The sequence below is a fragment of the Citrobacter sp. Cpo091 genome (assembly GCF_030332645.1).
GTDB classification, from domain to species: Bacteria; Pseudomonadota; Gammaproteobacteria; order Enterobacterales; family Enterobacteriaceae; genus Citrobacter; species Citrobacter portucalensis.
Genome location: NZ_JAOWHL010000036.1, coordinates 126,352 through 150,167 on the forward strand (window position 1 = coordinate 126,352; position 23,816 = coordinate 150,167).

General features: G+C 47.4%; 17 protein-coding genes. 8 read left to right on the top strand and 9 right to left on the bottom strand.

The features are described from left to right. Positions 1–6: 6 nt before the first annotated feature. From galE to melR, 6 genes are all read right to left on the bottom strand, one after another. Complete coding sequence (gene galE, locus OGY04_RS14650; protein ID WP_286585451.1) at positions 7–1,023, bottom strand: UDP-glucose 4-epimerase GalE; 1,017 nt, start codon at positions 1,021–1,023, stop codon at positions 7–9. A gap of 52 nt (positions 1,024–1,075) precedes the next feature. Beyond that, entirely contained in the window at positions 1,076–2,014 is a 939-nt protein-coding gene (locus OGY04_RS14655; RefSeq protein WP_008785582.1) for a glucosamine inositolphosphorylceramide transferase family protein, read from the bottom strand. 208 nt (positions 2,015–2,222) lie between these two features. Then, entirely contained in the window at positions 2,223–2,858 is a 636-nt protein-coding gene (locus tag OGY04_RS14660) for a carbonic anhydrase (RefSeq protein WP_003826059.1), read from the bottom strand. 154 nt (positions 2,859–3,012) lie between these two features. Continuing rightward, positions 3,013–4,185 carry a MalY/PatB family protein gene (locus tag OGY04_RS14665; RefSeq protein ID WP_057067647.1) on the bottom strand — a complete coding sequence of 391 codons (1,173 nt, stop codon included), beginning with the start codon at positions 4,183–4,185 and terminating at the stop codon, positions 3,013–3,015. A 123-nt stretch (positions 4,186–4,308) separates the two neighbouring features. Further along, positions 4,309–5,769 (bottom strand): Na+/H+ antiporter NhaC, encoded by a 1,461-nt coding sequence (nhaC, locus tag OGY04_RS14670; protein ID WP_286585452.1) that lies wholly within the window; start codon positions 5,767–5,769, stop codon positions 4,309–4,311. A 193-nt stretch (positions 5,770–5,962) separates the two neighbouring features. Beyond that, positions 5,963–6,901 (bottom strand): transcriptional regulator MelR, encoded by a 939-nt coding sequence (gene melR / locus OGY04_RS14675; protein ID WP_286585453.1) that lies wholly within the window; start codon positions 6,899–6,901, stop codon positions 5,963–5,965. Positions 6,902–7,210: 309 nt separating this feature from the next. Between melR and OGY04_RS14680 the strand changes: the two genes are divergently transcribed. Next, positions 7,211–7,711 carry an anti-virulence regulator CigR family protein gene (locus tag OGY04_RS14680; protein ID WP_048236605.1) on the top strand — a complete coding sequence of 167 codons (501 nt, stop codon included), beginning with the start codon at positions 7,211–7,213 and terminating at the stop codon, positions 7,709–7,711. Positions 7,712–7,931: 220 nt separating this feature from the next. Further along, on the top strand, positions 7,932–9,344 hold the full coding sequence (locus OGY04_RS14685; RefSeq protein WP_286585454.1) for a tetratricopeptide repeat protein: 1,413 nt from the start codon (positions 7,932–7,934) through the stop codon (positions 9,342–9,344). A 56-nt stretch (positions 9,345–9,400) separates the two neighbouring features. Here OGY04_RS14685 and OGY04_RS14690 read toward each other — a convergent pair whose 3' ends face one another. Next, on the bottom strand, positions 9,401–11,149 hold the full coding sequence (locus OGY04_RS14690) for a sigma-54 interaction domain-containing protein (protein ID WP_100272000.1): 1,749 nt from the start codon (positions 11,147–11,149) through the stop codon (positions 9,401–9,403). A gap of 381 nt (positions 11,150–11,530) precedes the next feature. Here OGY04_RS14690 and dpaL point away from each other — a divergent pair, with 381 nt between their 5' ends. The 4 genes from dpaL to OGY04_RS14710 all read left to right on the top strand — a co-directional run bounded on the left by dpaL (position 11,531) and on the right by OGY04_RS14710 (position 16,987). Further along, positions 11,531–12,745, top strand: a complete 1,215-nt coding sequence (dpaL, locus tag OGY04_RS14695; protein ID WP_020996285.1) for a diaminopropionate ammonia-lyase — start codon at positions 11,531–11,533, stop codon at positions 12,743–12,745. Between the two features lie 32 nt (positions 12,746–12,777). Next, positions 12,778–13,962 carry a YgeY family selenium metabolism-linked hydrolase gene (locus OGY04_RS14700; protein WP_071445418.1) on the top strand — a complete coding sequence of 395 codons (1,185 nt, stop codon included), beginning with the start codon at positions 12,778–12,780 and terminating at the stop codon, positions 13,960–13,962. Between the two features lie 67 nt (positions 13,963–14,029). Next, complete coding sequence (locus tag OGY04_RS14705) at positions 14,030–15,622, top strand: N-acyl-D-amino-acid deacylase family protein (protein ID WP_008785573.1); 1,593 nt, start codon at positions 14,030–14,032, stop codon at positions 15,620–15,622. Positions 15,623–15,700: 78 nt separating this feature from the next. Next, positions 15,701–16,987, top strand: a complete 1,287-nt coding sequence (locus OGY04_RS14710) for an MFS transporter (RefSeq protein ID WP_003826074.1) — start codon at positions 15,701–15,703, stop codon at positions 16,985–16,987. A gap of 88 nt (positions 16,988–17,075) precedes the next feature. Here OGY04_RS14710 and OGY04_RS14715 read toward each other — a convergent pair whose 3' ends face one another. Then, positions 17,076–18,248 (bottom strand): hypothetical protein, encoded by a 1,173-nt coding sequence (locus OGY04_RS14715; protein WP_286585455.1) that lies wholly within the window; start codon positions 18,246–18,248, stop codon positions 17,076–17,078. A gap of 841 nt (positions 18,249–19,089) precedes the next feature. On the opposite strand from OGY04_RS14715, the gene evgA reads away from it, so the two are divergent. Together evgA and OGY04_RS14725 are read left to right on the top strand one after the other, a co-directional pair. Further along, positions 19,090–19,704 carry an acid-sensing system DNA-binding response regulator EvgA gene (evgA, locus tag OGY04_RS14720; protein ID WP_008785570.1) on the top strand — a complete coding sequence of 205 codons (615 nt, stop codon included), beginning with the start codon at positions 19,090–19,092 and terminating at the stop codon, positions 19,702–19,704. A gap of 4 nt (positions 19,705–19,708) precedes the next feature. After that, positions 19,709–22,951, top strand: a complete 3,243-nt coding sequence (locus OGY04_RS14725) for an ATP-binding protein (RefSeq protein ID WP_286585456.1) — start codon at positions 19,709–19,711, stop codon at positions 22,949–22,951. A gap of 74 nt (positions 22,952–23,025) precedes the next feature. Here the strand turns inward: OGY04_RS14725 and OGY04_RS14730 are convergent, their stop codons facing one another. Further along, the gene (locus tag OGY04_RS14730; protein WP_003826081.1) at positions 23,026–23,658 is read right to left on the bottom strand and encodes a YfdX family protein; all 633 of its coding nucleotides are present in this window, start codon (positions 23,656–23,658) and stop codon (positions 23,026–23,028) included. Positions 23,659–23,816 lie beyond the last annotated feature (158 nt).

The following is a 23,816-nucleotide window of genomic DNA, read 5'->3' on the forward strand; positions in this document are numbered from 1 at the left end:
AGAACATTAAATTTGATACCCATTCGGGTTATTTTTTTGCCAGTTCCAGGTGTCACGCATCATTTCATCAAGGTTGTAGATGGCCTTCCAACCTAGCTCTTTGTATGCCAGCGATGGGTCAGACCAACATTCGGCAATATCTCCGGGTCTTCTGGCGACAAACTGATAGTTTATTTTTGTCTGCGCTGCTTTTTCAAATGCCTCAATCAGATTAATCACGGAATAACCGACACCGGTACCGAGATTAATCACCTTATAAGCCGCGCCTTTGCTCTGGCAATCCAGCGCGGCTAAATGACCGGTCGCCAGATCCATGACGTGAATATAATCACGCACACCGGTACCATCAGGGGTTGGATAATCATTACCGTACACCGACACGGTTTTCAGCTTACCAATCGCGACTTGGGAGATATACGGAACCAGGTTATTAGGGATACCGTTAGGATCTTCACCAATCCGACCCGATGGATGGGCGCCAACCGGGTTGAAATAGCGCAGGCAGGTAATGCGAAAATCGGGTTGTGCACGTGAGAAATCGGCCAGAATTTGTTCGACCATCAACTTAGACGTGCCGTACGGATTAGTGGTACCACCCGTGCGCGATTGCTCGCTCAGCGGCACGCTTTCTGGATTACCATATACCGTGGCAGATGAGCTAAAAATGAAACGATTAACGCCAGCGGCCAGCATCTCATCCAGTAAAACCAGCGTTCCGGTAACGTTGTTTTCATAGTAGGCGAGGGGCTCTTTTATCGACTCTGAAACCGATTTGAGTCCCGCAAAATGAATGACATCGGTGATGTTATGGTCGGCGAAAATGTTTTTTAATGCCTGCCTGTCGAGAACATCGGCGATATAGACAATGGGCTCTCTTCCGGTGAGTTCCGCGACCCTGTCCAGCGAGATTCTGCTGGCGTTCGCCAGATTATCGATGACTACGACATCATCGCCTCTTTCCAGTAGCGTTAACACAGTATGTGAACCAATATAACCTGCACCACCAGTGACAAGAATTGCCATACAGACTCCAGATAAACGGGGATTGATTCACGCCAGTACCATAGAGAACGCGTTATTGGTTACGTTTGGTAAGGTAATAGTTGCGATACCTCACCATGCATTTATAAGATATTTTTTTAAGTATAGATAAAAAGCTGAATTTGTTTATTTTTGTATCATAAACAATATAGTTATTTGAGAAGTTCAGCGTGTGGACGCCGTCACTGTGGTTGATCGACGAATTGATTTGTTCGATCAGAGTTTCAGCAAAATTAGCGTCGTTTAGTGTCACTAATTCTTTGATATAGATTGATTTTCCATAAGTTTTCGGCGTGCACTCCTGTGTAAGGAAGTACATTTTATTTTCGACCAGATAGGAGGCACCTGCACCTCGATGATGAGGATTGCTCACCTTCAATGAGGGGGTAATCCGCTGCCATTGTCCATAAATATGATCTGCTGAATGAATAATTATTTCGTTATCCATCGTTGTGGACAACAGATAACAGGTTTCATTAATTGAGATAAATACGTTGTCGGTTAATTTGGTATCAGAGATTAAAACTTTAACTTGCTTCCAGCGTGCAGGGAACTCAATTGACTGAAACAGTATTACCTCTTTTCTTTCTGAAGACTCGGGGATCATGAACAGTTGATCGTTGATATGTATCAGATAAGGGAATGACAAATGACACTTTAAGTCGTCAAAGCCTTCAAGCCTAATATCTTCAAGTTCAACCAGTTCACGGTCAAGAACGCGACATCGTAGCGTGCCTTTTGAGTTGCGGAAGCTAAGAGCTTCATAGAAAACATACAGTTTATCGTCTTTTTCAATCAGAAAAGGATCGGCCTGAAATGTATATTTCTTTTTTAACTGCTGCGCAGTGGATTTGCTTAATATCTCCAGAGTGTTGTCGGGGAATGAGTGTGTACCATTATCCTTAATAAGCATGATGTCCCACGACTCATGATAAAATAACTTATCCATTATTCTTTTTATTTTTGTTTGCATCTGCACCTGATCCTTTTTATCGCCTGCACCATGTATGAACAGCTGTTTGCGACTCAGTGAATGAGCCTGTCGCAATGTTGTATAAATGTGCGAAAACCGGCGTGGAACACCAGTGGCTACTTTAAAACTAGTCGCAAGCCCTTGTTTTGTCCACTAACAGAAATAGGGATAGGAGATGTCCAGAGCATCCTTGCTCCAGTGGGGGGAATTACTCGAAATGCACCTGCGGGTTATCTGCAAGGGAAACGTAGGTTTTGCTGTTTTTATCCAGGGTACGGATTTCACCGCTTTCGATGTCATACACCCAACCGTGCAGACGAAGCGCATTATTGCGCAGCCCAACCGCGACACAAGGATGCGTTTTAATGTTGTTAAGCTGTGCGATAACGTTCTCTTCCACCATGGCGTTAACTTTATCGATTGGGTTATCCCAGGTTTTTTTATCGACCACGGCTTTCGCGGCATCGGCATAGTGCAGCCAGTGAGCGACAGCGGGCATCGGATCCAGGGGCTGGCTATCGGCAATGGCTTTCATCGCGCCACAATTGGAGTGACCGCAGATGACGATATCCGTTACGCCAAGTGCGACAACCGCGTATTCGATGGTTGCGGATACACCACCCGGTTCCGGACCAAATGACGGTACGATATTACCGGCGTTGCGGATAACGAAAAGCTGTCCTGGATCTTGCTGAGTAACGAGTTCTGGTACCAGGCGGCTATCGGAACAGGAGATGAAAAGTGCCTTAGGATTCTGGCTGGATGCCAGGCTGCGGAAGAGTTCCTTGCGTTGAGGGAAAATCTCTTTTTGGAAGTTGAGGAAGCCCTCGATGATATGTTGCATAGCAGTGTCTCTTGTCTCTGTTTAAGCAGGTTATGATGAAGATCACACTTTCCAGTTTAACACCAGCCGACAGAAGGGAAAGACTTTATAGCAGTTCAGCAACATCTTTGGATAATTTTGCCCCACCGTGGCAGGGCAAATCGTGTGATATACGCTATGCGTTCTGCCATTTCTGGTATGCCGCTTTTAGCCTGTTCATCGCGTCTACCAGTACCGGGCGCGGGCAGCCAACGTTGAGTCTCATGTGCCCCTCTCCACCGGGACCGTATTGCGCCCCAGGTGACAGGCCAAGCCTGGCGTCATGCACAAAAAAAGCGCTTAGCTGCTCATCGCTGAGATCCATTTTTTCCGCATTCAGAAATAACAGATACGACGCGCCGCCATACACTATTGAGATCAAAGGACAGTGCTTTTCAATTTCACTTCTCACAAACGCTACATTGTCGGCCAGATAGGCCAATAATTTCTGGTGCCAGTCGGCGCAATGGGTAAAAGCGCTATAAATGGCCGCCTGCTGCAATGAATGCGTCTCGGCAAGGTAGCAGTTATCCAGAAAGTGGTAGAACTGATGGCGTAATTCATCATTCTTAATAATGGCGATTCCGCCCTGGATCGCCGCCGTATTGAAGGTCTTGCTGATGGAAGTAAGCACGATTGACCGACTATCTGGTGCTTCATCAACAGTAAAAAACGGCAAATGGCGCTTTCCTGGCAGGGTTAAATCACTATGCACTTCATCAGACAGAATGATGACGCCAGCCTGCTGGCAATAGTGGCTGATTTTTTCCAACGTTCCCCGCGACCACACCATTCCACCTGGATTATGCGGTGAAGGGAACAAAAACATTTTGCACTGCTTGAGTTTCTCGCTGAAATCATGCCAGTCAAATTCATAGTGCCCGTTTTTCTCAATGAGGCGCGTCTGAATCAAATTCCTACCGCTGGTGTTTACCAGATTAGGATAGGGATCATAGATTGGCGTACAGGTTAAAATATTATCGCCTGGACGGGTAAGCGCCATTAAAGAGAGTACGATAGTTTTTATAACACCGGGAATAAAATGTAACCAGTGTGCCTTGATATCGGCATCATACTGTTGTGCATACCAATGAATAACAGATTCTTTCCATTGTGGATAATCCAGGTTATAGCCTTGCACAGGCTGTGACACCACCGAACGCAGCGTGCTCATGATTGGCTCTGGTGTCGCAAAATCCATATCTGCAATCCACAGCGGTAATACATCGGTGGTACCGTACATCTGTTGTAATTGCCCGTATTTGCGACAATTAACATCCCTTGTGACAATATCATCAAACAAAGACATTGTTGACTCCTGGAAAGTCTCTGAAAATAGTGTAAGCAACGCAAAAGCGAAGAATGTTTATGTATATCTAATGGAAATATTTAATTTACCCTGGTGATAGCTAATATTTAGCTATTTAGTCGTTTATGATTTTTGCTCAACCATATTCTCAGTGGCTTCATTGGGCTCATATTTAGCAATGCCAATACCGGTTGCCGCCCACAGTAGGGCAAAGATGACACCGCTGTAACAGAGGATTGCCCAGGGCAAGTAATCAAGCGTGGCAACGCCCAGCATAGTGGCGCAATAAACGCCTGAGGCAGACCAGGGGATAATCGGTTCGACAACGGTTCCGGCATCTTCAGTGGTTCGCGAGAGGTTTTTTGCCGCAAGCCCTCGTTTTTTGTACTCCTCTTTAAAGGCATCACCGCACAGCAGCAACGGTAAGGTCCCATTTGCCGTGCAGGCACAGATGGTAAATGTCGTCACAATCGTGGTAGCCACCAGGCGGAATGTGGATTTAACGCCTTTTGTCAGCGCGTTTATCACGGTGTGCAACGAGCCTGTTGCACTCATTGCCCCGGCAAAGCTGAAGGCGCTGAAAACGGTAACGAAGCTGCTAAACATTGAAATAGCGCCGCCTCGCTCCAGTAAGCGGGAAACATCGGAAGACAGTGCCGGCAGATTATCTCCGGTAAGCATTGCGAGCTTAAAGCCACTGACCACGGATTCGCCGACAGAGGATGCCGTAAATTGCTGAAAGACTAACGCCAAAATCATTGAGACTATCGTAGATAAAAAGAGCATCGGAATGGGCGGTCTTTTTGACAGTGAGCCATATAAAACGATGATCGGCGGGAGTAGCAGCAGAATATTAAAGTGATAAATCTGACCAATAGAATTCATCAAGTTGGTAATGTTTTCTGGCGCGCTGGACGAGGCATCAATGCCCATGCCCATATAGCTGTAAACGACGCAGCAGATAATAAAACCCGGGCCGGTAGTCCACAGCAGGTGGCCGATATGCGAGTACAGGTTTACCCCGGCAGCCAGTGCAGCCATGTTGGTTGAATCAGAAACCGGTGAGAGCTTATCACCAAACCAGCAGCCTGAAACAATGGCACCAGCGGCAATGGGCAGCGAGACATTCAGACCAATCGCTACGCCAATCATGGCAATACCAACGGTCCCGATAGAACCCCAGGAGGTACCGGTGCATACTGAGATTAGTGCTCCCAGCATAAATGCCGAAATATAGAAATACTGCGGGTTAATCCACTTCAAACCATAATAAATCATCATTGGAATAGTGCCTGACACCATCCATGCGCCAATTAAGAAACCGATACTGGCGACAATTAATATGACCGGCAGCGCTTCAGATATTTTATTGCAAATAGATTGTAGAATGTCATCCCACGTGTAGCCGTGAGCGATGGCGATAAACGAGGCGGTTGCCGTTCCCATCAGGATCATGGGTTCAGCACGAATATTGAAGATAAAATATCCGATGCTAATCCCGCCCAGCATGACTACCATGGGTAAAACTGACCAAAAGAAAGACAATGGCTTTCTGTTATTGGCGGTGCAGTTATTTGATTCCATAATTCCATCCCAATCGTTAATGGTTGAACACGTCAAATAAATACCTGCTACAGGTCACTCATGTCTGAGCAACATAGTTGCCAGAGCTCATGGCTGAACCCTATTTTATTAACTGCTGCAGATTATCTTTTTTGACCTGCTATTCTGGTGCTTATATTTTAGTAGTAAGGTAAGAGAACGTTTGTTGAATAAATTACCCCTCGGCATAAGGTGAATGATATCGGCGTTGTTGACTCAATTTGCGATACTGCTGTGGCGGCATGCCGACGTATTTATGGAACGAGCTGTAGAATCGACTGCTGGAGCGAAATCCTGCAATTGTAGCGATATCCAGAATTGTTTTATCCGTATCGCTGAGTAAAGCCCGCACATGGTTAATGCGCATCGCGGTAATATACTGTTTCATCGTCAGTTGCATCACCCGGTGAAAAATACCCATCGCATAATTGGGATTGAGCTTTACGTGTTCGGCAATAGCATCGACAGTAAGCTGTTTGTCGCAGTTGGCGGCAATAAACTCCAGCATCTGGCTTACGTAAAACTGTGAATGCCGTGAAATACTGTTTTTCTGGGTGCGCGACGTTTTGTTACCCAGTACCGGCCGCCAGCCAGCGAGGCTAAAGCGCTTGAGCATTAGCGCGATTTCATCAATGGCTAACTGGCGAATTTGTTCGTTATCGCTATTGAGTTCATTCTGCCAACGCTGTACTTCAAACGCGCTCAGTTGCTGTGAAGCCAACGAAGTAATCACCATCCCGTGGGTCACGTGATTAATCAGCTCCCTGTCCAGCGGCCAGGACAAAAACAGATGCATCGGTAAGTTGAAGATGGCCATCTGTTTACAGTGCCCGGCATCCGTGAGTTGATGGGGAGTACAGGCCCAGAACAAGGTGATAAAACCCTGTTTGCTCTTCACCACTTCGTCATTAAAGAGATACTCCACATCACCATCAAATGGCACGTTCACCTCAACCTGGCCATGCCAGTGGCTGTAGGTCATAGCCAGCGGCGCCCGCAGTTCGACATCCATACGCTGATACTCGGAATAGAGCGCCAGCGGACTTCGCGACTTTTTCTCATAGCTGCGACACATATGGGGGTCGAGCGGCAGCTGCGGGGTACTTTTTGCCATTATGGTTGGGTTCCTGGATAGTGATTCCGGCCATGGGGTAACGCCAAAGCATGAACATAGCTTAACCGAAAAAAAACGTCGTTTTCTCTCCATTTTCGCGAAGTTATTCCCAAAAACTCAGATCCTGTGCCTGTCGCTTGCCGATCTGAGATAGCGGGAATGGCGAGCTGTAATCTCAAAAACGCTCAATCTGGGGAGCCCATGGCAAAGCAACATCGTTTATTTGCCCATAAATCGGAGTTGAAGCGATAGCCAGTATTCAGCGAATACCGTACATTTTTATTTGTATCCACAGCTTAAGGAATCATCATGTCCAGGCTCCGTACTTTGGCCGCGGCGGTAGTTGCCGTTGCTGCGATGACGATGTGTGCCACTCCTGTGTTGGCTAACCCCGGCAATGGCAACGGAAATGGTAACAGTGGCAATCATGGTAATAGCGGGAACAAGGGGAATAGTGGTCATAGCCAGAAAGGACACGCGGACCAAAAAAATAACGCACAATCAGAACAGCGTAAAAATTATGGTAAGCCGGACCATGTCGATAGTGACATCAGCTATAACGTGGCCAGGCAGTATGCCGTCACATACGGTCTAACGGGCTATAAGTCACTGCCTCCAGGTATTGCCAAAAATCTGGCGCGAGGAAAACCGCTTCCTCCGGGGATCGCCAGGAAGAGCGTTCCGCCATCAATGTTGAATCAACTTCCGTATTACCCGGGCTATGAATGGCAGGTTATTGGCGATAATCTGGTGCTGATTGCACTGAGCACGGCGATTGTCACCGCTGTTATTAATGGTGTGTTTGATTAAGTTTCAACGCCATGTCCAGACGAAAGGCCATGTTATTAACATGGCCTTTTTGTTGTGCATTATTCACTAAGGATCACCTGCATAATCAAAGAATTATATTTTGCACATTTCCTAGTTAATATCTGATAGTTCTGACATGGATCACAATCGCAGTTAAATAAGTTGGCTTGCCGTTGGAGCATCTCCATTATGTGCCTTTTCTTAACAAGGATTACGTTTTATGAACATTCGGCCTCTCCTCGCCTTCACTTTTATCGGAATATTGTGGGGTGCGGGATCTTCACAGGGACAAGCAAAAGAGTGGAATAAAGAACCTGTGGCTGTTTTACAGCAGGGTGCTGAGGCGGGGGATGCGCAGGCGCAGTTTGTGCTTGCAACCGTGTACTTAAAAGGGAAAGAGGTAGAGCAGAATTTCAGTAAAGGCAGCGAGTGGCTGACCAAATCGGCTGAGCAGGGTAATGCGAGTGCTCAGCATCTGCTTGCACTGATGTACTACGAGGGCAAAGGCGGCCTGAAAGATGACAAGAAAGCGGCCGAATGGTTTAGCAAAGCGGCGGCCCAGGGGAATGTCGATGCCCAATACTATCTCGGTGTGCTGTATTTCGAAGGTAAGGGCGTGCAGCAGAATGACAAGAACGCTGTTGAATGGCTGACCCGTGCGGCTGAGCAGGGCAATCTCGATGCGCGTTATCTGCTCGCCTTAGTCTACTTTGATGGTGAGGGCGCGCGCTGGTATGACGGTAAGGTCATTGAGTGGTTTGACAACGAAGTCGGAAAAGGCAATAAGCAGGCCGTCGAGTGGTTAAGCATTGCTGCCGAGCGCGGAAACTATCATGCCATTGAGTGGCTCCATCGTGCGGTTGAGAAGGGCAATCCTGACGCAAAGCGTTTCCTTGAAAGTAAGGCGTCGCTATTAGAGGGCTACAACACCGTTAAGTCATTGAGTAAAGCGGCTGAACGAGGGGATGCCAAAGCGCAGGGATTACTGGGCAGAAAGTACTTTGAAGGTGATGGTGTCGGTCTGGATACTGACAAAGCTTTCGCGCTGTTTAAACAGTCCGCCAGCAAAGGGGACGCGCTGGGCCAGAGCATGCTCGGCGCGATGTATTACCTTGGTGAGGGGGGGGGTGTGGCTCAGGACCACAAAAAAGCGTTTGAGCTGTTTAATCAGGCTGCTCTTCAAGGGGATATGCTGGCCGAGGGCATGCTTGGCATGATGTACGCAAAAGGAGAGGGAACGGCCCAGGACAGTAAAAAAGCGGTGGAGTGGCTGGAGAAAGCCGCGGCCCAGGGAGATGCAGGCTCGCAGAAAGATCTTGGCTTGATGTATTTAGAAGGTAATGGCGTCGCTCAGGATGATAAAAAAGCCGCTGAGTTGTTTGAACAGGCCGCAAGAAAGGGAAATGCAGAAGCTCAGGGGATGCTGGGAACCATGTACCTTGAAGGCAAAGGGGTAACTCAGGATTATGCTCAGGCGTATATCTGGAGTGCGGTGGCCTTTGCTAATGGGAATTCTGATGCACAAAATGGACTGGATAGCGCGCAGAAGAACCTGAATCCGACAGCCCTGAAAGAAGCTGACGATAAGGCCAGACGCTATTTCGAGCAGCATCGAAATCAATCGGCCCTGTAACGCACTCGGTTGCACAGTATGGTTTTACGTGAGCCTCTTCGTTAAGAGGGGGAGGTTCACAAACCGTACAGTTTTATTTTTCTATAGAGCGTGGCAATGCTGATCCCCAGTTCTGTCGCGGCTTGTTTTTTCCCCTCAACGCTTGAGCCGAATCGCTGGATGACGTTTTCGATAGCTTCCCTTTCCGCCTGTTTTCCTTTGCTGGCAAGCTGACGGGGTTGCGCGGTCATCGTCGTTTTCCTACCGTCAGCGGCGCTGAGCAGGTAAGGGGGAAGATGGCTGGCGTTGATCCCGGCGGCTTCTCCGCGCATCACAAAAATGTATTCGATCACGTTGCGTAATTCACGAATGTTGCCCGGCCAGTGCCAGGCATAAAGGCGGTTAATAACGTCATCAGGCAGTTTTTGCGGTGGTCGCTGGTAACTGACCGAGAACTCATCGGCAAAATACTGTGCGAGGACCGCGATATCAGCCCGGCGTTCACGCAGAGAAGGAAGTACCAGAGGGACCACGTTCAGCCGATAGAAAAGATCTTCGCGAAACTGATTATTCTCCACCATCGCATTAATGTTTTTGTTGGTCGCGGCAATAATGCGCACATCAATATTGATGGTGTTATTAGAGCCAACGCGGGTGATCGCCTTTTCCTGCAAGACCCTGAGCAGCTTGGCCTGCAGGTGCAACGGCATATCACCAATCTCATCCAGAAACAGGCTGCCGCCGTTGGCCAGTTCAAATTTTCCCATTCGTCCTTTGGGATCGGCCCCGCTGAATGCGCCACGAACATAACCAAACAGTTCGCTTTCCAGCAGTTGTTCGGGGATAGCCGCGCAGTTGATTGTCACGAAAGGCGCGGCTTTACGTGGACTGCTTTGGTGAATGGCAAAAGCCACGACCTCCTTCCCCGAGCCACTTTCCCCGGTGATGAGCACGCTGGCGTAACTGTTGGCGATTTTACCGATGGTGCTTCTGAGTTGCTCCATTGAGGGAGAGTGACCAATCAGTCGCACCTGCATGTCGGACTCATAAGGGGATGGAGTAAGGTTACTCAGGTAGTCGTGTGCATCACGAAAGATAACCATGGTTAAGCGATCGTTATCCTGCGAGGAGAGCGAAATTTGTTTGCACAGTACATGATGTTTCTGACCTTCAAGCGTCAGCCACGCTTCTTCATCGCCATACAGGCTATCCCCGGTTGTTTCAATGGTCAGTGGTAATCCCTGAACCTCACGGTTGAGGATGCGGTCGGCTGAATGATTGGCATGCCAGATAAGACCCTTGCCATCAATCGCCACCACGCCGCGGTCCATAGCATCGATCAGACGCCGAAATGCGCCAAGCGTTTCCTGCGCGCGTAAACGCTCCAGGCATTCAAAGACCTTACTGGAGATCATTACGGCGATTTGCTCAATAAAGGTGACAAATTTATCAATCTGGCTCAGTAACGTGTCACGCTGTGCCTGGGTTGAGCAAATAATCCCGATCACGCCAATCACGCGATTATTGAGAAAAATTGGTGCGTTCAAATCCAGCATTTCAGAACAGTAGTGGTGTTTTTCACATAACTGACACAGCGGATGCTCGCCGGGATTTTTGATCAGTACCGTTTCTCGCACCTGCAAAACGTGACGATAGATGTAGCCATTTTTGGCCACGTTCTCATTGAGCATATGCCGATATTTCCCGGTACCCGCGATGCGCATTAAAGATTCATCAATGATTTCAACGTCCGTGCCCGTTATGCCAGAAATAGCGTCGGCATAATTGCATATATCATCCTGAATATTGCTGAGTACTGAAATCATGGTACTTCTCCGGCAGTGTGTCGCATTTCTCAAGGAAAATGATAAATAGGCGAAGAAATGCAAAAATGATTTGCGAAAAATCAATCTATCACGCTGTTTTTGGATGTTTTTCTTATTTTATCTTCAGCGATCACACTATTTATCAGTAATGAGAATTTATCAAAATGAGGCGATAAACTGACGCCGTGATATTTTTTGGTGTCAATTTTTATTTCTATTTAATTTATTGAAATTAAAGCCTTTATTAAAATATTCATAAGAATTTACTCGGTTAATAAAAAGCTGGTAAGCATTTTGCTCTATTGCCAATACCGATAACGGAAATATCTCTGTATTGCACCGATTACAGGGAATGAAATACCAGGACAATGAGGTTTTATGATGCAGGAAAACTTATCATTTTTTATTAACCAGACACCGTTTACCGAACATCCGAACGCGCCGTTGGCACCGTTTAGCCGCCAGGAACTGGTAAAAGCGTTGAATTTTCATCGGTCTATTCCGGGTTACGCGCCGACGCCGCTGTATACGCTACCGGCGCTTTCACAAAAACTGGGCGTAAAAAATATCTACCTCAAAGATGAATCTCAGCGTTTTGGCCTGAAAGCCTTTAAAGCGCTGGGTGGCTCCTATGCGATGGCGTGCCATATCGCTGAATTAGTTGGTAAGGATATCAGCGAACTGCCGTTTGACGTGATGACCAGCGAAGAGGTACGCCACGATCTGCAAACCGTCACGTTTGCCACCACTACTGATGGCAACCACGGTCGCGGCGTGGCATGGATGGCGCGCCAACTGAAGCAAAACGCCGTGGTGTATATGCCGAAGGGCTCTTCGCAGCAACGTCTGACCTCTATCCGTAACGAAGGCGCTACCGCTGAGATCGTCGATATGAACTATGACGATGCGGTTCGTATGACCGCAGAACAGGCCGAAAAGTATGGCTGGATTGTGGTGCAGGATACCGCGTGGGAAGGATACGAAAAGATCCCGCAGTGGATTATGCAGGGCTACGGCACGCTAATGCTGGAGGCGATAGATCAGCTGCATCAGGTTGCGCCGACGCACATTTTTGTGCAGGCAGGCGTCGGCTCGTTTGCCGGAATGGTTCAGGGAATGGTGACGGCAGCCTGGGGGGAGAATCGCCCGAAAGTGATCGTCGCCGAAGCGTTAATTGCCGATTGCCTCTACCGCTCAGCCCGTTCGAAAGAGGGAGATGCCATTGCGGTGGGCGGTGATTTACAAACCGTGATGGCCGGTCTCGCCTGCGGTGAAGCGAACAGTATCGGCTGGAAATTGCTGCGCGATTATGCCAACGCATTTGCCTCCTGTCCTGATGAAGTTGCAGCGTTGGGCATGCGCATGTTGGGCAACCCGCTGGCAGGTGATCCACAGATTATTTCGGGTGAGTCAGGTGCGGTTACTACCGGTCTGCTGGCGCTGCTGATGACCTCGCCTGAACTGGCGCAAACGCGTGAGCAACTGGGGTTGGATGCGCACTCTCGTGTGCTGTTAGTCAGCACCGAAGGGGATACCGACCCGCAACAATATCTGGATATTGTCTGGGGCGGTCAGTACCCGGGCATCAACAAATAATTCCCTGATTGAGAGATATAACGGAGAAACCCATGTTATCTGCAAACCGCATTGAAGAAGTCATTAAAAACTGTCAGGCGCTGATCCAACAAAAAAGTTATTCCGGTCAGGAAGGGGAAGTGGTTAATGCCATAAAAACAATGATGCAGCATTACCAATTCGATGACATCCACGTTGATAAGTACGGCAACATTGTTGGCGGCATTGTCGGCAACCAGCCGGGGAAAACGCTGGTTCTCGATGGACATATCGATACCGTGCCGGTGAATGAAGAGAAGTGGTCCCGCAACCCATACGGCGGCGATATTGAAGATGGCAAAATTTATGGTCGCGGCACAACAGACATGAAAGGCGCCGTGGCGGCGATGATCTCCGCCGTGGGCTTTTTCGGTCAGGACAATCAGCGAAATTTTGCCGGGAAAATCTACGTTGCGTGCATCGTGCATGAAGAGTGTTTTGAAGGTATTGCTGCCCGCCTGGTCAGCGAGCGCTATAAGCCAGACTACGTGATCATCGGTGAAGCTTCCGAGTTAAACCTGAAAATTGGTCAGCGTGGCCGCGCTGAGATTGTGGTCGAAACCTTTGGTAAGCCCGCGCACTCCGCTAACCCACAGGCGGGGATTAATGCGGTGTACAAAATGGCGCAATTGATCGACAAAATTCGCACGATCACCCCGCCGACGCATCCGGTTCTGGGGCCTGGCATTCTGGAACTGACTGACATTAAATCTTCGCCGTACCCGGGAGCCTCGGTGGTACCGGATTACTGTCGCGCAACCTACGATCGCCGTTTGCTGGTGGGTGAAACCAAAGAAAGCGTGATTGCTCCGCTGGAAAATGCGCTTGCTGAACTTATTGCTCAGGATCCGCAGTTTAAGGCCCGAGTGTCCTACGCGGTGGGTCAGGAGTCTTGCTATACCGGCGCCACGATTGAGGGAGAGCGTTTCTTCCCCGGCTGGGTGTACGACGAGTCCGACGAATTCGTGCAGGCAGCGTTGGCGGGCGTTCGCGAGGCTGGCTTTAATCCAACCATTACGCAGTACTCATTTTGTACCAACGGTAGCCACTATGCGGGCGAAGCGGGAATCAAAACCATCGGCTTCGGTCCTTCACGAGAAAACCTGGCACACACCATTGATGAGTATATCGAGATCGATCAGTTAACCGGCTCAGCCAGCGGCTATTACAGCATCATCCAGACACTCTATCGCCAATAAAAATAAAGATAACCACCTCTTACCTTACAGGCGGTGTCGCTCAGCAGCACCGCCATGGAGAATAACGATGAAAACCATTTTCAAAAACGGAAATGTAATCGATGGGACAGGCAGTGAAGGCAGAATTGCCGATGTGATGGTTGATGAAGGACGTATTGTCGAAATCGGTCAAATTGAAGTTGGCATCAATGAACAGGTAATTGATGCAACAGGAAAAATTATTTGCCCTGGCTTTATTGATACCCATACGCACTCTGACCTGTCGGCCATTATTAACCCCGCGCTGTCGGCAAAAATTCGTCAGGGTATCACCACCGAACTGTTGGGCCAGGATGGCGTCGCCTTAGCACCGCTACCTGAAGAATATATTCCAGCCTGGCGTAAAAATATCGCCGGGCTGGACGGTGACACCGACAAAATTGACTGGAAGTATAAAAATACAGACGGTTATCTCAATCTGCTGGCATCGCGTCATCCGGCGACAAACCTCGCGTATTTAGTTCCTCATGGCAACGTGCGCATGGAAGCGATGGGTCTGGATGGTCGTCCTTCGACCCGTGAAGACGTGGCGAAGATGTGTGAAGTCCTTGAGCGGGAGCTAAAGGCTGGGGCATTTGGACTTTCCACTGGACTTATCTATATGCCTTGCGCCTTTGGTGATACTGCCGAAATGATTGAACTGTGTAAGGTCACGGCGAAATATGACGGGATCTTTGTGGTGCATCAGCGCAGTGAAGCTGACGATATTATCAACTCAACCCAGGAACTGATTGATATCGCCAAAGCCACTGGCGTCTGGCTACATATTTCGCATATGAAGGTTTGCGGCAAGAAAAACTGGGGGCTGATCGACCAGATGCTGGGCATGCTGGAACAGGCGCAGGAAGAGGGAATTCGTATCTCTTTCGACCAGTATCCGTATGTGGCGGGCAGTACGATGCTTGGCGTGATCCTGCCGCCCTGGGTTCACTCCGGTGGTACGGACAAATTACTTGAGCGTCTCGCCTCGCCCGAACTGCGCGCCAAAATGATTGATGATATTCAGCAGGGTATTCCTGGCTGGGATAACTTTATCGATTTTGCCGGTTTGGACCAGATTTTTGTCACCAGCGTAAAAACGGCAAAAAATCAGGATGCTGTCGGTTTGAACCTCGTCCAGTTGGGCGAGCTGCGCGGAAAAGATCCGTACAACGCCACCTTCGATCTGCTCTTTGAAGAGGAAAACGCCGTGGGGATGGTCGACTTCTACGGTACCGAAGAGCACGTGATTAAGTTTCTCTGTCGACCTGAGCAAAACGTCTGTACCGACGGCTTAATGGGGGCTGGCAAACCGCACCCGCGCGTGTTTGGCGCATTCCCTCGCGTACTCGGTAAATATGTCCGTGAAGAGGGATGTCTGAGCTGGGAAGCGGCAATCCGCAAGATGACGGGGAAACCTGCTGAAGTATTGGGTTTGCAGGATCGCGGACTGCTGAAGGTGGGTTATGCAGCGGATATTGTGATGTTCGATCCGAACACAATTACGGATAAAGGCACTTTTGTGGAACCCAATCAGTACCCGGAAGGGATTGAAATTGTCATGGTTAATGGGCGCATTGCCTTAATCAATGGCACGGAAAGTTATGCCTGTAGCGGTACGGTTATTAGAAAACAATATTAATAAATAACGCTAAACACGCATGGATCTATCGTGACTATTTATGGTCGCGGTAGATCACTACACCCTAAGGACATCACAATGAACCTACAAACGTCTTTACCTTCAGGTAAACCCAAGACCTGGAAAGCAAGATATACCGTCCTGACCCTGATCTGGCTGGCGTGGCTGCTCTCTTTTCTCGACAGAATGGTGATGAGCGTTTCGCTCCCTTATATTGGCAAAGATTTAAATCTTGATACGACTCAACAAGGTTTAATTATTAGCGCCTTTTTTATTGGTTATGCTGCGTTTCAAATTCCCGGTGGATTACTGGCGGATAAATTTGGCTCGCGCAAAATCATGGCCATTGGTATTGCATGGTGGTCTGTGTTCACCAGCTTAACCGGCGCTGTGCTGACGCTGCCGCTGATGTTAGCAGTACGATTCTTCTTTGGTATCGGTGAGGGATGTTTCCCGTCGGCCTCATGGAAGATGATATCAACCTATTTCCCGTCGAAAGAGCGTGGTCGCGCCACGGCGATTCAGTCAACGGTTAACACCTTAGGCCCAGCGCTGGCGGTAGTTGTGGCGGCAAGCATCATCGGGGCATTTGGTTGGCACATGGTTTTTATCGTGCTGGGTATTCCCGGTCTGTTTATCGCGGCAGGTATCTACTTATTTACGCGTGACAACCCGAAAGATCACCCTGCCATTACGCAGCAAGACCTGGCGGAGCTGGCTGCTGACGATCAGGGGAGCCTGCAAAACACCAGCGCTATCGCGTTTAAAGACGTACTCAAAATGCCAGTGCTCTGGCAAATGGCCAGTATCTGGTTTTTGTTTGATATCACCTTCTGGGGTTTTTCAACCTGGCTACCAAGCTACCTGATTACCGTACGAGAGTTTTCTCTGGCAAAGACCGGTGTCATGGCGGCCATTCCCTTCCTGTTCGGGGCAGGCGGAACATTATTAGGCGGTTATTGCTCAGACAAATTCAAACCCCAGCGTAAAACGCTGTATGTCGTAACCTCTGTTATTGCCGCGGGATTCCTGTATCTGACTTTCAGCGTGAGCAGTGCAGATATGGCGGTGGTTTATCAGTGTGTCTCAGCCCTGTTCATGTTCTTTGCCATGGCGACGTTCTGGGGCATTCTGATGGATACGATCCCGAGCAACATCATGGGGCGGGCATCCGGTATTGTTAACTTTGGCGGCCAGATGGCGGGGGTTGTATCAGCGCCTATCATCGGCTGGCTTATCCAAAGTAGTGGCGGAAGCTATAACAGCGCCTTTATCTTTATGATTGCTGCACTGTTGTGCTCAGCTGTCGTTACACTGACAGTCAAAAGCTCGCACGCAGTGGGAGCGTTGCCCAGTAAAGCCTGATTAATGTCTCTCTCTTGTGGCTCTGCTGTTCCAGAGCCACATTAAGGATGACGGAAATAAGTGATTTAGAGCCTATCCCATTAGGCTCTTAGTGGAAACTCAGGAATCGGTTTGAAAGAAATGCAGAGGATCTTTTAATCGTTTTCTCTAAGGAAAACAGTATAGGGTTTTGTAAACTACAAAAATGAGATGTTTTGTTATCTCTTTTATCTATAATAGGAAAGGGGTAAAAAACCTTATTTTTAGGGAAGCATTCTGTATAAATGCTCATATGGTTTAATACTTCGCTGTTCAATGGTTTGGCCTTGTTACATATCTCGTTGGCGAATGCGCTGCATTTGCTGCAATTACAACGACATGCAGAATAGTCAGTCGAGATGAGGGAATCATTATTGCCAATGTTAAATCCTAGCTTTCCTCGCCGGATATAAGCATCCATTATTCCACTGGCTTCATATTTTAGCAGTAATCCCTCCCGTTCACTCCGCGTTAAAGATGGCGATAATATATAACTCAGCAATAAGGTGGTTCTTTCATTTATGGATGGATATAGATTTAAATTGTTGATCTGTTTCGTCTTAATGATGAAATAGGACGCGATGACAAAGCCAAGGCATCGAGCGGTACTCATCTGCAGATCCCAGCTGTCTTTTTGTACGGTATATTCGTAAGTTACAGGCATGAGTGAATGTTCGTACGCTAGAAAGTCGGCAATAAACTCCATGGTCCTGATATACGGAAGTTGGTTGCCATTCATCTTGATGTATTGATGCTGGCAACACATCAAATGAACCAATTCATGAAAGAAAACGAAGTTCATAAAAGAGCGGGCGGTGTTAAGAGATACCTCTACTGAATGTATGTCAACGCGATTGGCTATAATACATAGCGCTGTATCGGCTAAGGCTGTGTGTTTAAATATGGAGGCAAGATCGAGACTGATGTTTAAGTTATATGTTCCTGCAACAATAATTACCCATGAATAGAATCTGTGATTAATTGCAATATATGCAATATCTTCGTGGATAACTATCTGGATTAATGGTTCATTTTCGTTCACAAAACCCCATACGGTTTTGTTCACCGGGATGAGAGAGTCTTTACCCAACCAGGCTTCGATCATCAAATCCAGCTCAGTAAATGAGTACCATGTAATATCGGTATCAATATTTTCAGGTGAACACCAGGATTGATAAGGCCATGCGTCAGGCATTGTGTCAGGGAATACAACATTGTTTAATGATTCTCGTATTTGATTCATTTTGCTATACGCCATCAATCAATTGCTTTGCTTACTACCAGAAGAGAAGCGTAACTTGCTGTTCTGGTAACCTATTTTTCTCCTTAGAATGTGAAAGTGGTGCTATTAACGTTGGCCGGTTTTTCTTCCCGCCAGGTTGTGCCAGTGTACGATCCCTCTGTGTTTACAGTTTCTCCAAAATTCAGGTTAGTAAAATTGTTATCACCCGAAAGTATGAAAAAATGCTCTATCTTATTTTTTATCAGCGCATCGATGTAACCTGGAAATTTGAATATGCGCTGTTTCTGCTTTATTTAAGCATAAAGACAAGTGTAGGATAATTTCATATAGAAATAAAATTAACAAAAAACTGTCGTAGGCAACGTATTGAAAAACAATATTTGTTTTTAATGTAAAGTTGCTGGCATAGAAATGTGCATAGGAATGTTCAACGTAAGCGGCCATTTGATGGCGGTTTTCCACCATGCCACCCTAACGGGAGGTTCGTCAAATGAGGGGCATTTTCCGTATTTTTACGGTTCTAATGCTTACTACGCTATTGATATTAATAACTTTGTTAAGAATGAACCCTAATAAATGAAAGGCATGTCCTACATGTGTAGGAATTTTCCTTTGTGTTGTGTTAATGATTTGATATTTACAAAGGTTCAAAGTTTAATTTTTGTAAATCGAAATGTTATTTTTATGATTTATTCATTCGGATTATGAAAAAATAATAAAATATACGCGTGGCTATGCTAGAATTTTCCTCTTAAAGTCTTGCGTTTATAAAACATAATATTGAAGACTCATCTGCTCTATAGCCATCGCCTCTCTTTATTTATCGGGATTCTTATACGCAATGAACGCGATAATCGTTGACGATCACCCATTGGCTCGCATTGCCATCCGCAACTTACTCGATACCAATGGTATCGCTGTGACCACCGAACTCGACAGTGGAGATCAAGTGGTTCAAACCGTTGAAAAAACCAAACCGGAGCTGTTGATTATCGATGTGGATATTCCGGGTATCAGTGGCATCGAAGTGCTGGAGCAGCTGAGAAAGCGGCACTATGCTGGTGTAATCATTATCATTTCAGCTAAAAATGAATTTTTTTACGGCAAACGTAGCGCCGAATACGGTGCTAACGGATTTGTGAGCAAAAAAGAAGGTATGAATAATATTCTTGCCGCAATCGAAGCAGCAAAAAATGGCTATAGCTATTTTCCCTTTTCCCTTGAGCATTTTACTGGTTCATCCGTCAGCGAGCAGGATAAGCTTGATACGTTGTCGAACCAGGAAATGAGAGTATTGCGTTATATCCTTAATGGCATGGATTACAGCACAATTGCCAGCAAAATGAATATTAGTAATAAAACGGTAAGTACCTATAAAAGCCGGTTGATGGAAAAATTAGATTGTTCATCATTAATGGAAATTTATGATTATGCGCAGAGAAATAAAATAGGATAGAGTAATGCTGGAACGCTTTTTTATTTTTTTGATGGTCATCTTTACCATCGGGTTGTCTACGGGTGTAAGCTCAGCTCGGCAAGTTGAGCTAAAAAGTAACTATAATACCTCAGTGCAAAATATCGGCTTGAACAGGGAAGAAACAAACTGGTTAGCGCATAAAAAAACCTTGGTTGTTGGCACCTGGTTACCGGAAGTCTCCCCCATTGTTTATCAAAATAGCGGTGAATATTATCGGGGCGTCAACGCGGATTACCTTGCGTTAATGCAAAAGAACCTCAATCTAAAAATCATTATAAAGCAGTATGATAATGAGCAAGAGGCGCTGGCCGCGCTCGCCAATAACGATGTTGATACGCTGATAACCCAACTGTCCCGACGCCAGGATGTTGGTGGAAATCTGTTGCGCACTTCGGCATTGCTGACCACGTGGCCGACGCTTGTAACATCGCTAAAAAACACTCTGCTGCCGCTGACCTCGAACCATCAGGTTAGCGTCGCGTGTGTACGGGATTGCCCTTTTCTCGATGTTATCCAGGGGGCTTTTCCTGAGGCTAAAGTCTCATTTTATGACGACGAGTATCAGGCTATGGCGTCGGTAGTGAATGGCGATAACCAATATTATATTGGTAACAATATCACCAGCAGTCATTGTATCTCTCGATACTTCTCACAATCACTGGTTATTACGCACTACTTTGATAAGCAAGAACAATATAATTATTTTGTCGTTAACGAAGATCAGCCTGTATTAAGAAATATTCTTGATGGTTTCATTACGTCAATCAGTAATGAAATTCATATGCAAGTCATGCAGAACTGGCTGAACCGCGGCAACCTTGCCTATCTGAATGCGCCTATTCCTTTCACCGATCAGGAAAAAGCGTGGTTGAAGAAAAAGCATGTTATCCGCATTTTAATCAACCCAGATTACTCGCCCTATACGCTGGTCGATCGCAGTGGTGAGTTACGCGGTATTATTGGTGATTTGCTGAATATTATTCATCTGCAAACGGGGCTCGATTTTGAACCCATTTTAGCTAGCTCTAAAAGTGAGCAGACAAAGCAAATAAGCGGCGAACAGTGGGATATGTATCCCACTATCACGCTAACTCATCAAAACCCGCCCAATTCGGCCTTTAGCGATCCGCTGATGAATGTGGCATTTGTGATGATCACTTCCCGTGAGGAAACCGCCGAATCGCTACTGGAGAAGCCGATACGCATTGCTTTGCCTGCCGGGCATGTGCTGGAAAGTGAGCTTAAGCAACGCTATCCGCAGGCCACCTGGGTGAATGCGGATACTGGCAGTGTTGCGATGGCCATGGTCAAGGAGGGCAGCGTTGATGCGGCAATCGCTACCGAATTGTCGGCAAGATTTATGGTCGATCATTACTACCAGAAAAATATGCACTTTTTTAGGCTTCCAGATATGCCTGGTGCGTCGGTAAGTTTTGCAATCTCTCCCCGCGAGCCGATGTTGAAGTCTGTTATGGATAAAGCGCTACAGGCCATACCGCCACGTGAAATTTTGCAGATGACGGAGAGGTGGTCGAAAATTTCCAATACGCAGGTCGATTTCTGGAGTCGATATAGCAAACAGTTCTATCAACTGGGGATATTCGCGCTGCTGCTGATAGCAATTAGCCTGATCTGGGGGATCTCACTCTCCCGTGAGGTAAATAAAAGGAAACAATCGCAGCGGCTACTGGAAGAGCAGCTTCATCTCAAAGAAGCATTATCTCAAGAACTGGAAAACGAAAAGAATAAAGCGATTGAAGCAACCAAGGCAAAAAGTCGCTTTCTGGCGAGTATGAGCCATGAATTACGTACTCCGGTAAGTTCGATTGTTGGCTTTGTGGAATTACTGTCGAGTTCAGAACTCAGCCCGGCACAGCGAAAAGAGGCGATTGCCCTTACCGGGGCGACGGCCCAGTCATTGCTTGGGCTGATCGGTAAGATTCTGGATGTGGATAAGATTGAGTCTGGTAAATACCAGGTTGTTCCTCAATGGACGGATCTCTCGCAACTCATTGAATTGCAGTGCCACTCTTTCGATGCCTTAGCCAGACAGAAAGGCATTACGCTTGCCTGTGTTAGTCAGTTGCCGGCGAACGAGCGGGTATTTGTCGATCAGCAGGCTTTGCGGCAAATTCTCACCAACCTGGTGGGTAATGCGTTGAAGTTTACCGAGCAGGGCAGCATTCATGTGACGGCCCGTTTGATGCCTGAGGGGGAGAATCACGGTACCCTGACTATTGCCATTAGCGACACCGGTTGCGGTATTAGTGAAGAGGAGCAGGCGGGGCTGTTTCAGCGTTACGCTCAGGGACGCTGCGGGCGTCAACAAACCGGTTCCGGTCTTGGGTTATTTATCTGCAAAGAACTGGTGACGTTGATGGGCGGCACGCTGGAGTTGATGAGCGTCCCGTTGCAAGGAACCACGTTTACCATAACGCTGCCGGTTGAAACAGCTCGACAGTCGATTGTATCGGATGGCGATGCGCCCGGTACTCTGTTACCGCTTCCGTGTCTGTCTATTTTGATAGCTGACGATAATCCAACCAATCGCCTGCTGCTCAAGCGACAGTTGAATGCCATTGGCTACAGCGTGGATGAAGCGTGTGATGGGGAGGAAGCAGAAGCCAAACTGGCGAAGAAATCGTACGATCTGCTGATAACTGATGTAAATATGCCGAAAAAAGACGGGTTTGATCTCGCGGCTTCGCTACGTCGTCAACAGCCGAATTTACAAATATGGGGACTGACGGCCAGCGCACTTCCACAGTCACGCGATCGATGCCTGCAAAATGGTATGAACTTGTGCCTGTTCAAGCCTGTGTCGATTCAGACACTGACCCATGAATTGAGTAAAATCGAAACCGGTTATGCGTCTCCTTGTACAATCCGGCATTTGAAATTCAATGTGTTGACGGAAAATACCGGCGGCGATCGCGCACTGATGAACGAGATTCTCGAGACATTTCGCGAGGCAACGCTGAATGATATACAAGCGGCTGAGAAAGCCGTTCTGCAAGATGAACCTCAGCTGTTTTTGCGAGCTCTTCACCGGTTGCATGGCTCGGCGCAAATTCTGGGTATCACTGCGCTACAGAACCTGTGCGAACCTTTCGAATCCAGACGGCATGACGAGCTTTCTCTGTCAGAACGCGAGGAGGCATTGCAGAAGATTATTGCTGTTATGCGGGAAATTGAGATTGAGATAGACAGTCTGATTAGCCATTAATCCCCCTGATCGGGTAGCTGTAGCTGCCCGATCAGGAGAGAAAGTCCTGGTTCAACACTCCGTAGTGCTGAGTACTACTGGCCTGCGCCGATCATCTCGCTATCGACCACAATGCCATCTTCAGCACCTTTTAACACAAGGTTTGCTTCATAGTATTTACCGGAAGTCAGCAGTTTTTGCGCGCTGGCAACGGCTTTACGAGTCTGATTCAGAGGCATCAGGTATTGGGTCTGAAGCACGCTGATACCAGCCAGTTGCAGAGTATCCACTGCACCTTTCCAGTCGCCTTTGGCCATTTTGCCATTCGCTGTTTTGATAGCGGATTCTTTGGCCGGAGTCGCAATATAGTCTTCTGACAGCGCGACCGTAGCGTTAATAACCACGTACTGATCGTCAATCATCTTGGCTTTAGGCGCAGCTTTTACAAATTTCGCCCAATCTTTGCTGTCGCCAGCCAGCAGGGAAGCCGCGTCATCGGTTAATTTTTTAGCGCTGTCAGGCTGTCCATGAAACAGGGCCAGACGAGCAAGCTGAATATCACGCATCGCATTTGCGCCTTGCACTGCGACCTGCATAACATCGGCAGCTTCTTTTTGTACATTTGCGGTAGCAGCTTGCGCCGGAGTGGTTGTGGTAGCAGTAGCAGCCATCACTGGTGCTGAACCCATCATGGTTGCAAGCACACCCGCAAGAATAATCTTTTTCATTACTTTCTCCTGAATAAATTTGGTATATGTCACCAAACGCAATAAGCATATTAAATAATGTTAAAGAGAGGAATCAGAGCCAAGATAGAATAATGACCGTTTAATCCTACAAGTGTCAGATGTCTGACATGTGTAGGAATATACGCATAGCGACATTC

What these genes read in the sequence shown, in the direction of transcription:
- galE (WP_286585451.1), bottom strand. Translation starts at nt 1,023, where the DNA reads ATGGCAATTCTTGTCACTGGTGGTGCAGGTTATATTGGTTCACATACT.
- OGY04_RS14655 (WP_008785582.1), bottom strand. Translation starts at nt 2,014, where the DNA reads ATGCAAACAAAAATAAAAAGAATAATGGATAAGTTATTTTATCATGAG.
- OGY04_RS14660 (WP_003826059.1), bottom strand. Translation starts at nt 2,858, where the DNA reads ATGCAACATATCATCGAGGGCTTCCTCAACTTCCAAAAAGAGATTTTC.
- OGY04_RS14665 (WP_057067647.1), bottom strand. Translation starts at nt 4,185, where the DNA reads ATGTCTTTGTTTGATGATATTGTCACAAGGGATGTTAATTGTCGCAAA.
- nhaC (WP_286585452.1), bottom strand. Translation starts at nt 5,769, where the DNA reads ATGGAATCAAATAACTGCACCGCCAATAACAGAAAGCCATTGTCTTTC.
- melR (WP_286585453.1), bottom strand. Translation starts at nt 6,901, where the DNA reads ATGGCAAAAAGTACCCCGCAGCTGCCGCTCGACCCCCATATGTGTCGC.
- OGY04_RS14680 (WP_048236605.1), top strand. Translation starts at nt 7,211, where the DNA reads ATGTCCAGGCTCCGTACTTTGGCCGCGGCGGTAGTTGCCGTTGCTGCG.
- OGY04_RS14685 (WP_286585454.1), top strand. Translation starts at nt 7,932, where the DNA reads ATGAACATTCGGCCTCTCCTCGCCTTCACTTTTATCGGAATATTGTGG.
- OGY04_RS14690 (WP_100272000.1), bottom strand. Translation starts at nt 11,149, where the DNA reads ATGATTTCAGTACTCAGCAATATTCAGGATGATATATGCAATTATGCC.
- dpaL (WP_020996285.1), top strand. Translation starts at nt 11,531, where the DNA reads ATGCAGGAAAACTTATCATTTTTTATTAACCAGACACCGTTTACCGAA.
- OGY04_RS14700 (WP_071445418.1), top strand. Translation starts at nt 12,778, where the DNA reads ATGTTATCTGCAAACCGCATTGAAGAAGTCATTAAAAACTGTCAGGCG.
- OGY04_RS14705 (WP_008785573.1), top strand. Translation starts at nt 14,030, where the DNA reads ATGAAAACCATTTTCAAAAACGGAAATGTAATCGATGGGACAGGCAGT.
- OGY04_RS14710 (WP_003826074.1), top strand. Translation starts at nt 15,701, where the DNA reads ATGAACCTACAAACGTCTTTACCTTCAGGTAAACCCAAGACCTGGAAA.
- OGY04_RS14715 (WP_286585455.1), bottom strand. Translation starts at nt 18,248, where the DNA reads ATGAATCAAATACGAGAATCATTAAACAATGTTGTATTCCCTGACACA.
- evgA (WP_008785570.1), top strand. Translation starts at nt 19,090, where the DNA reads ATGAACGCGATAATCGTTGACGATCACCCATTGGCTCGCATTGCCATC.
- OGY04_RS14725 (WP_286585456.1), top strand. Translation starts at nt 19,709, where the DNA reads ATGCTGGAACGCTTTTTTATTTTTTTGATGGTCATCTTTACCATCGGG.
- OGY04_RS14730 (WP_003826081.1), bottom strand. Translation starts at nt 23,658, where the DNA reads ATGAAAAAGATTATTCTTGCGGGTGTGCTTGCAACCATGATGGGTTCA.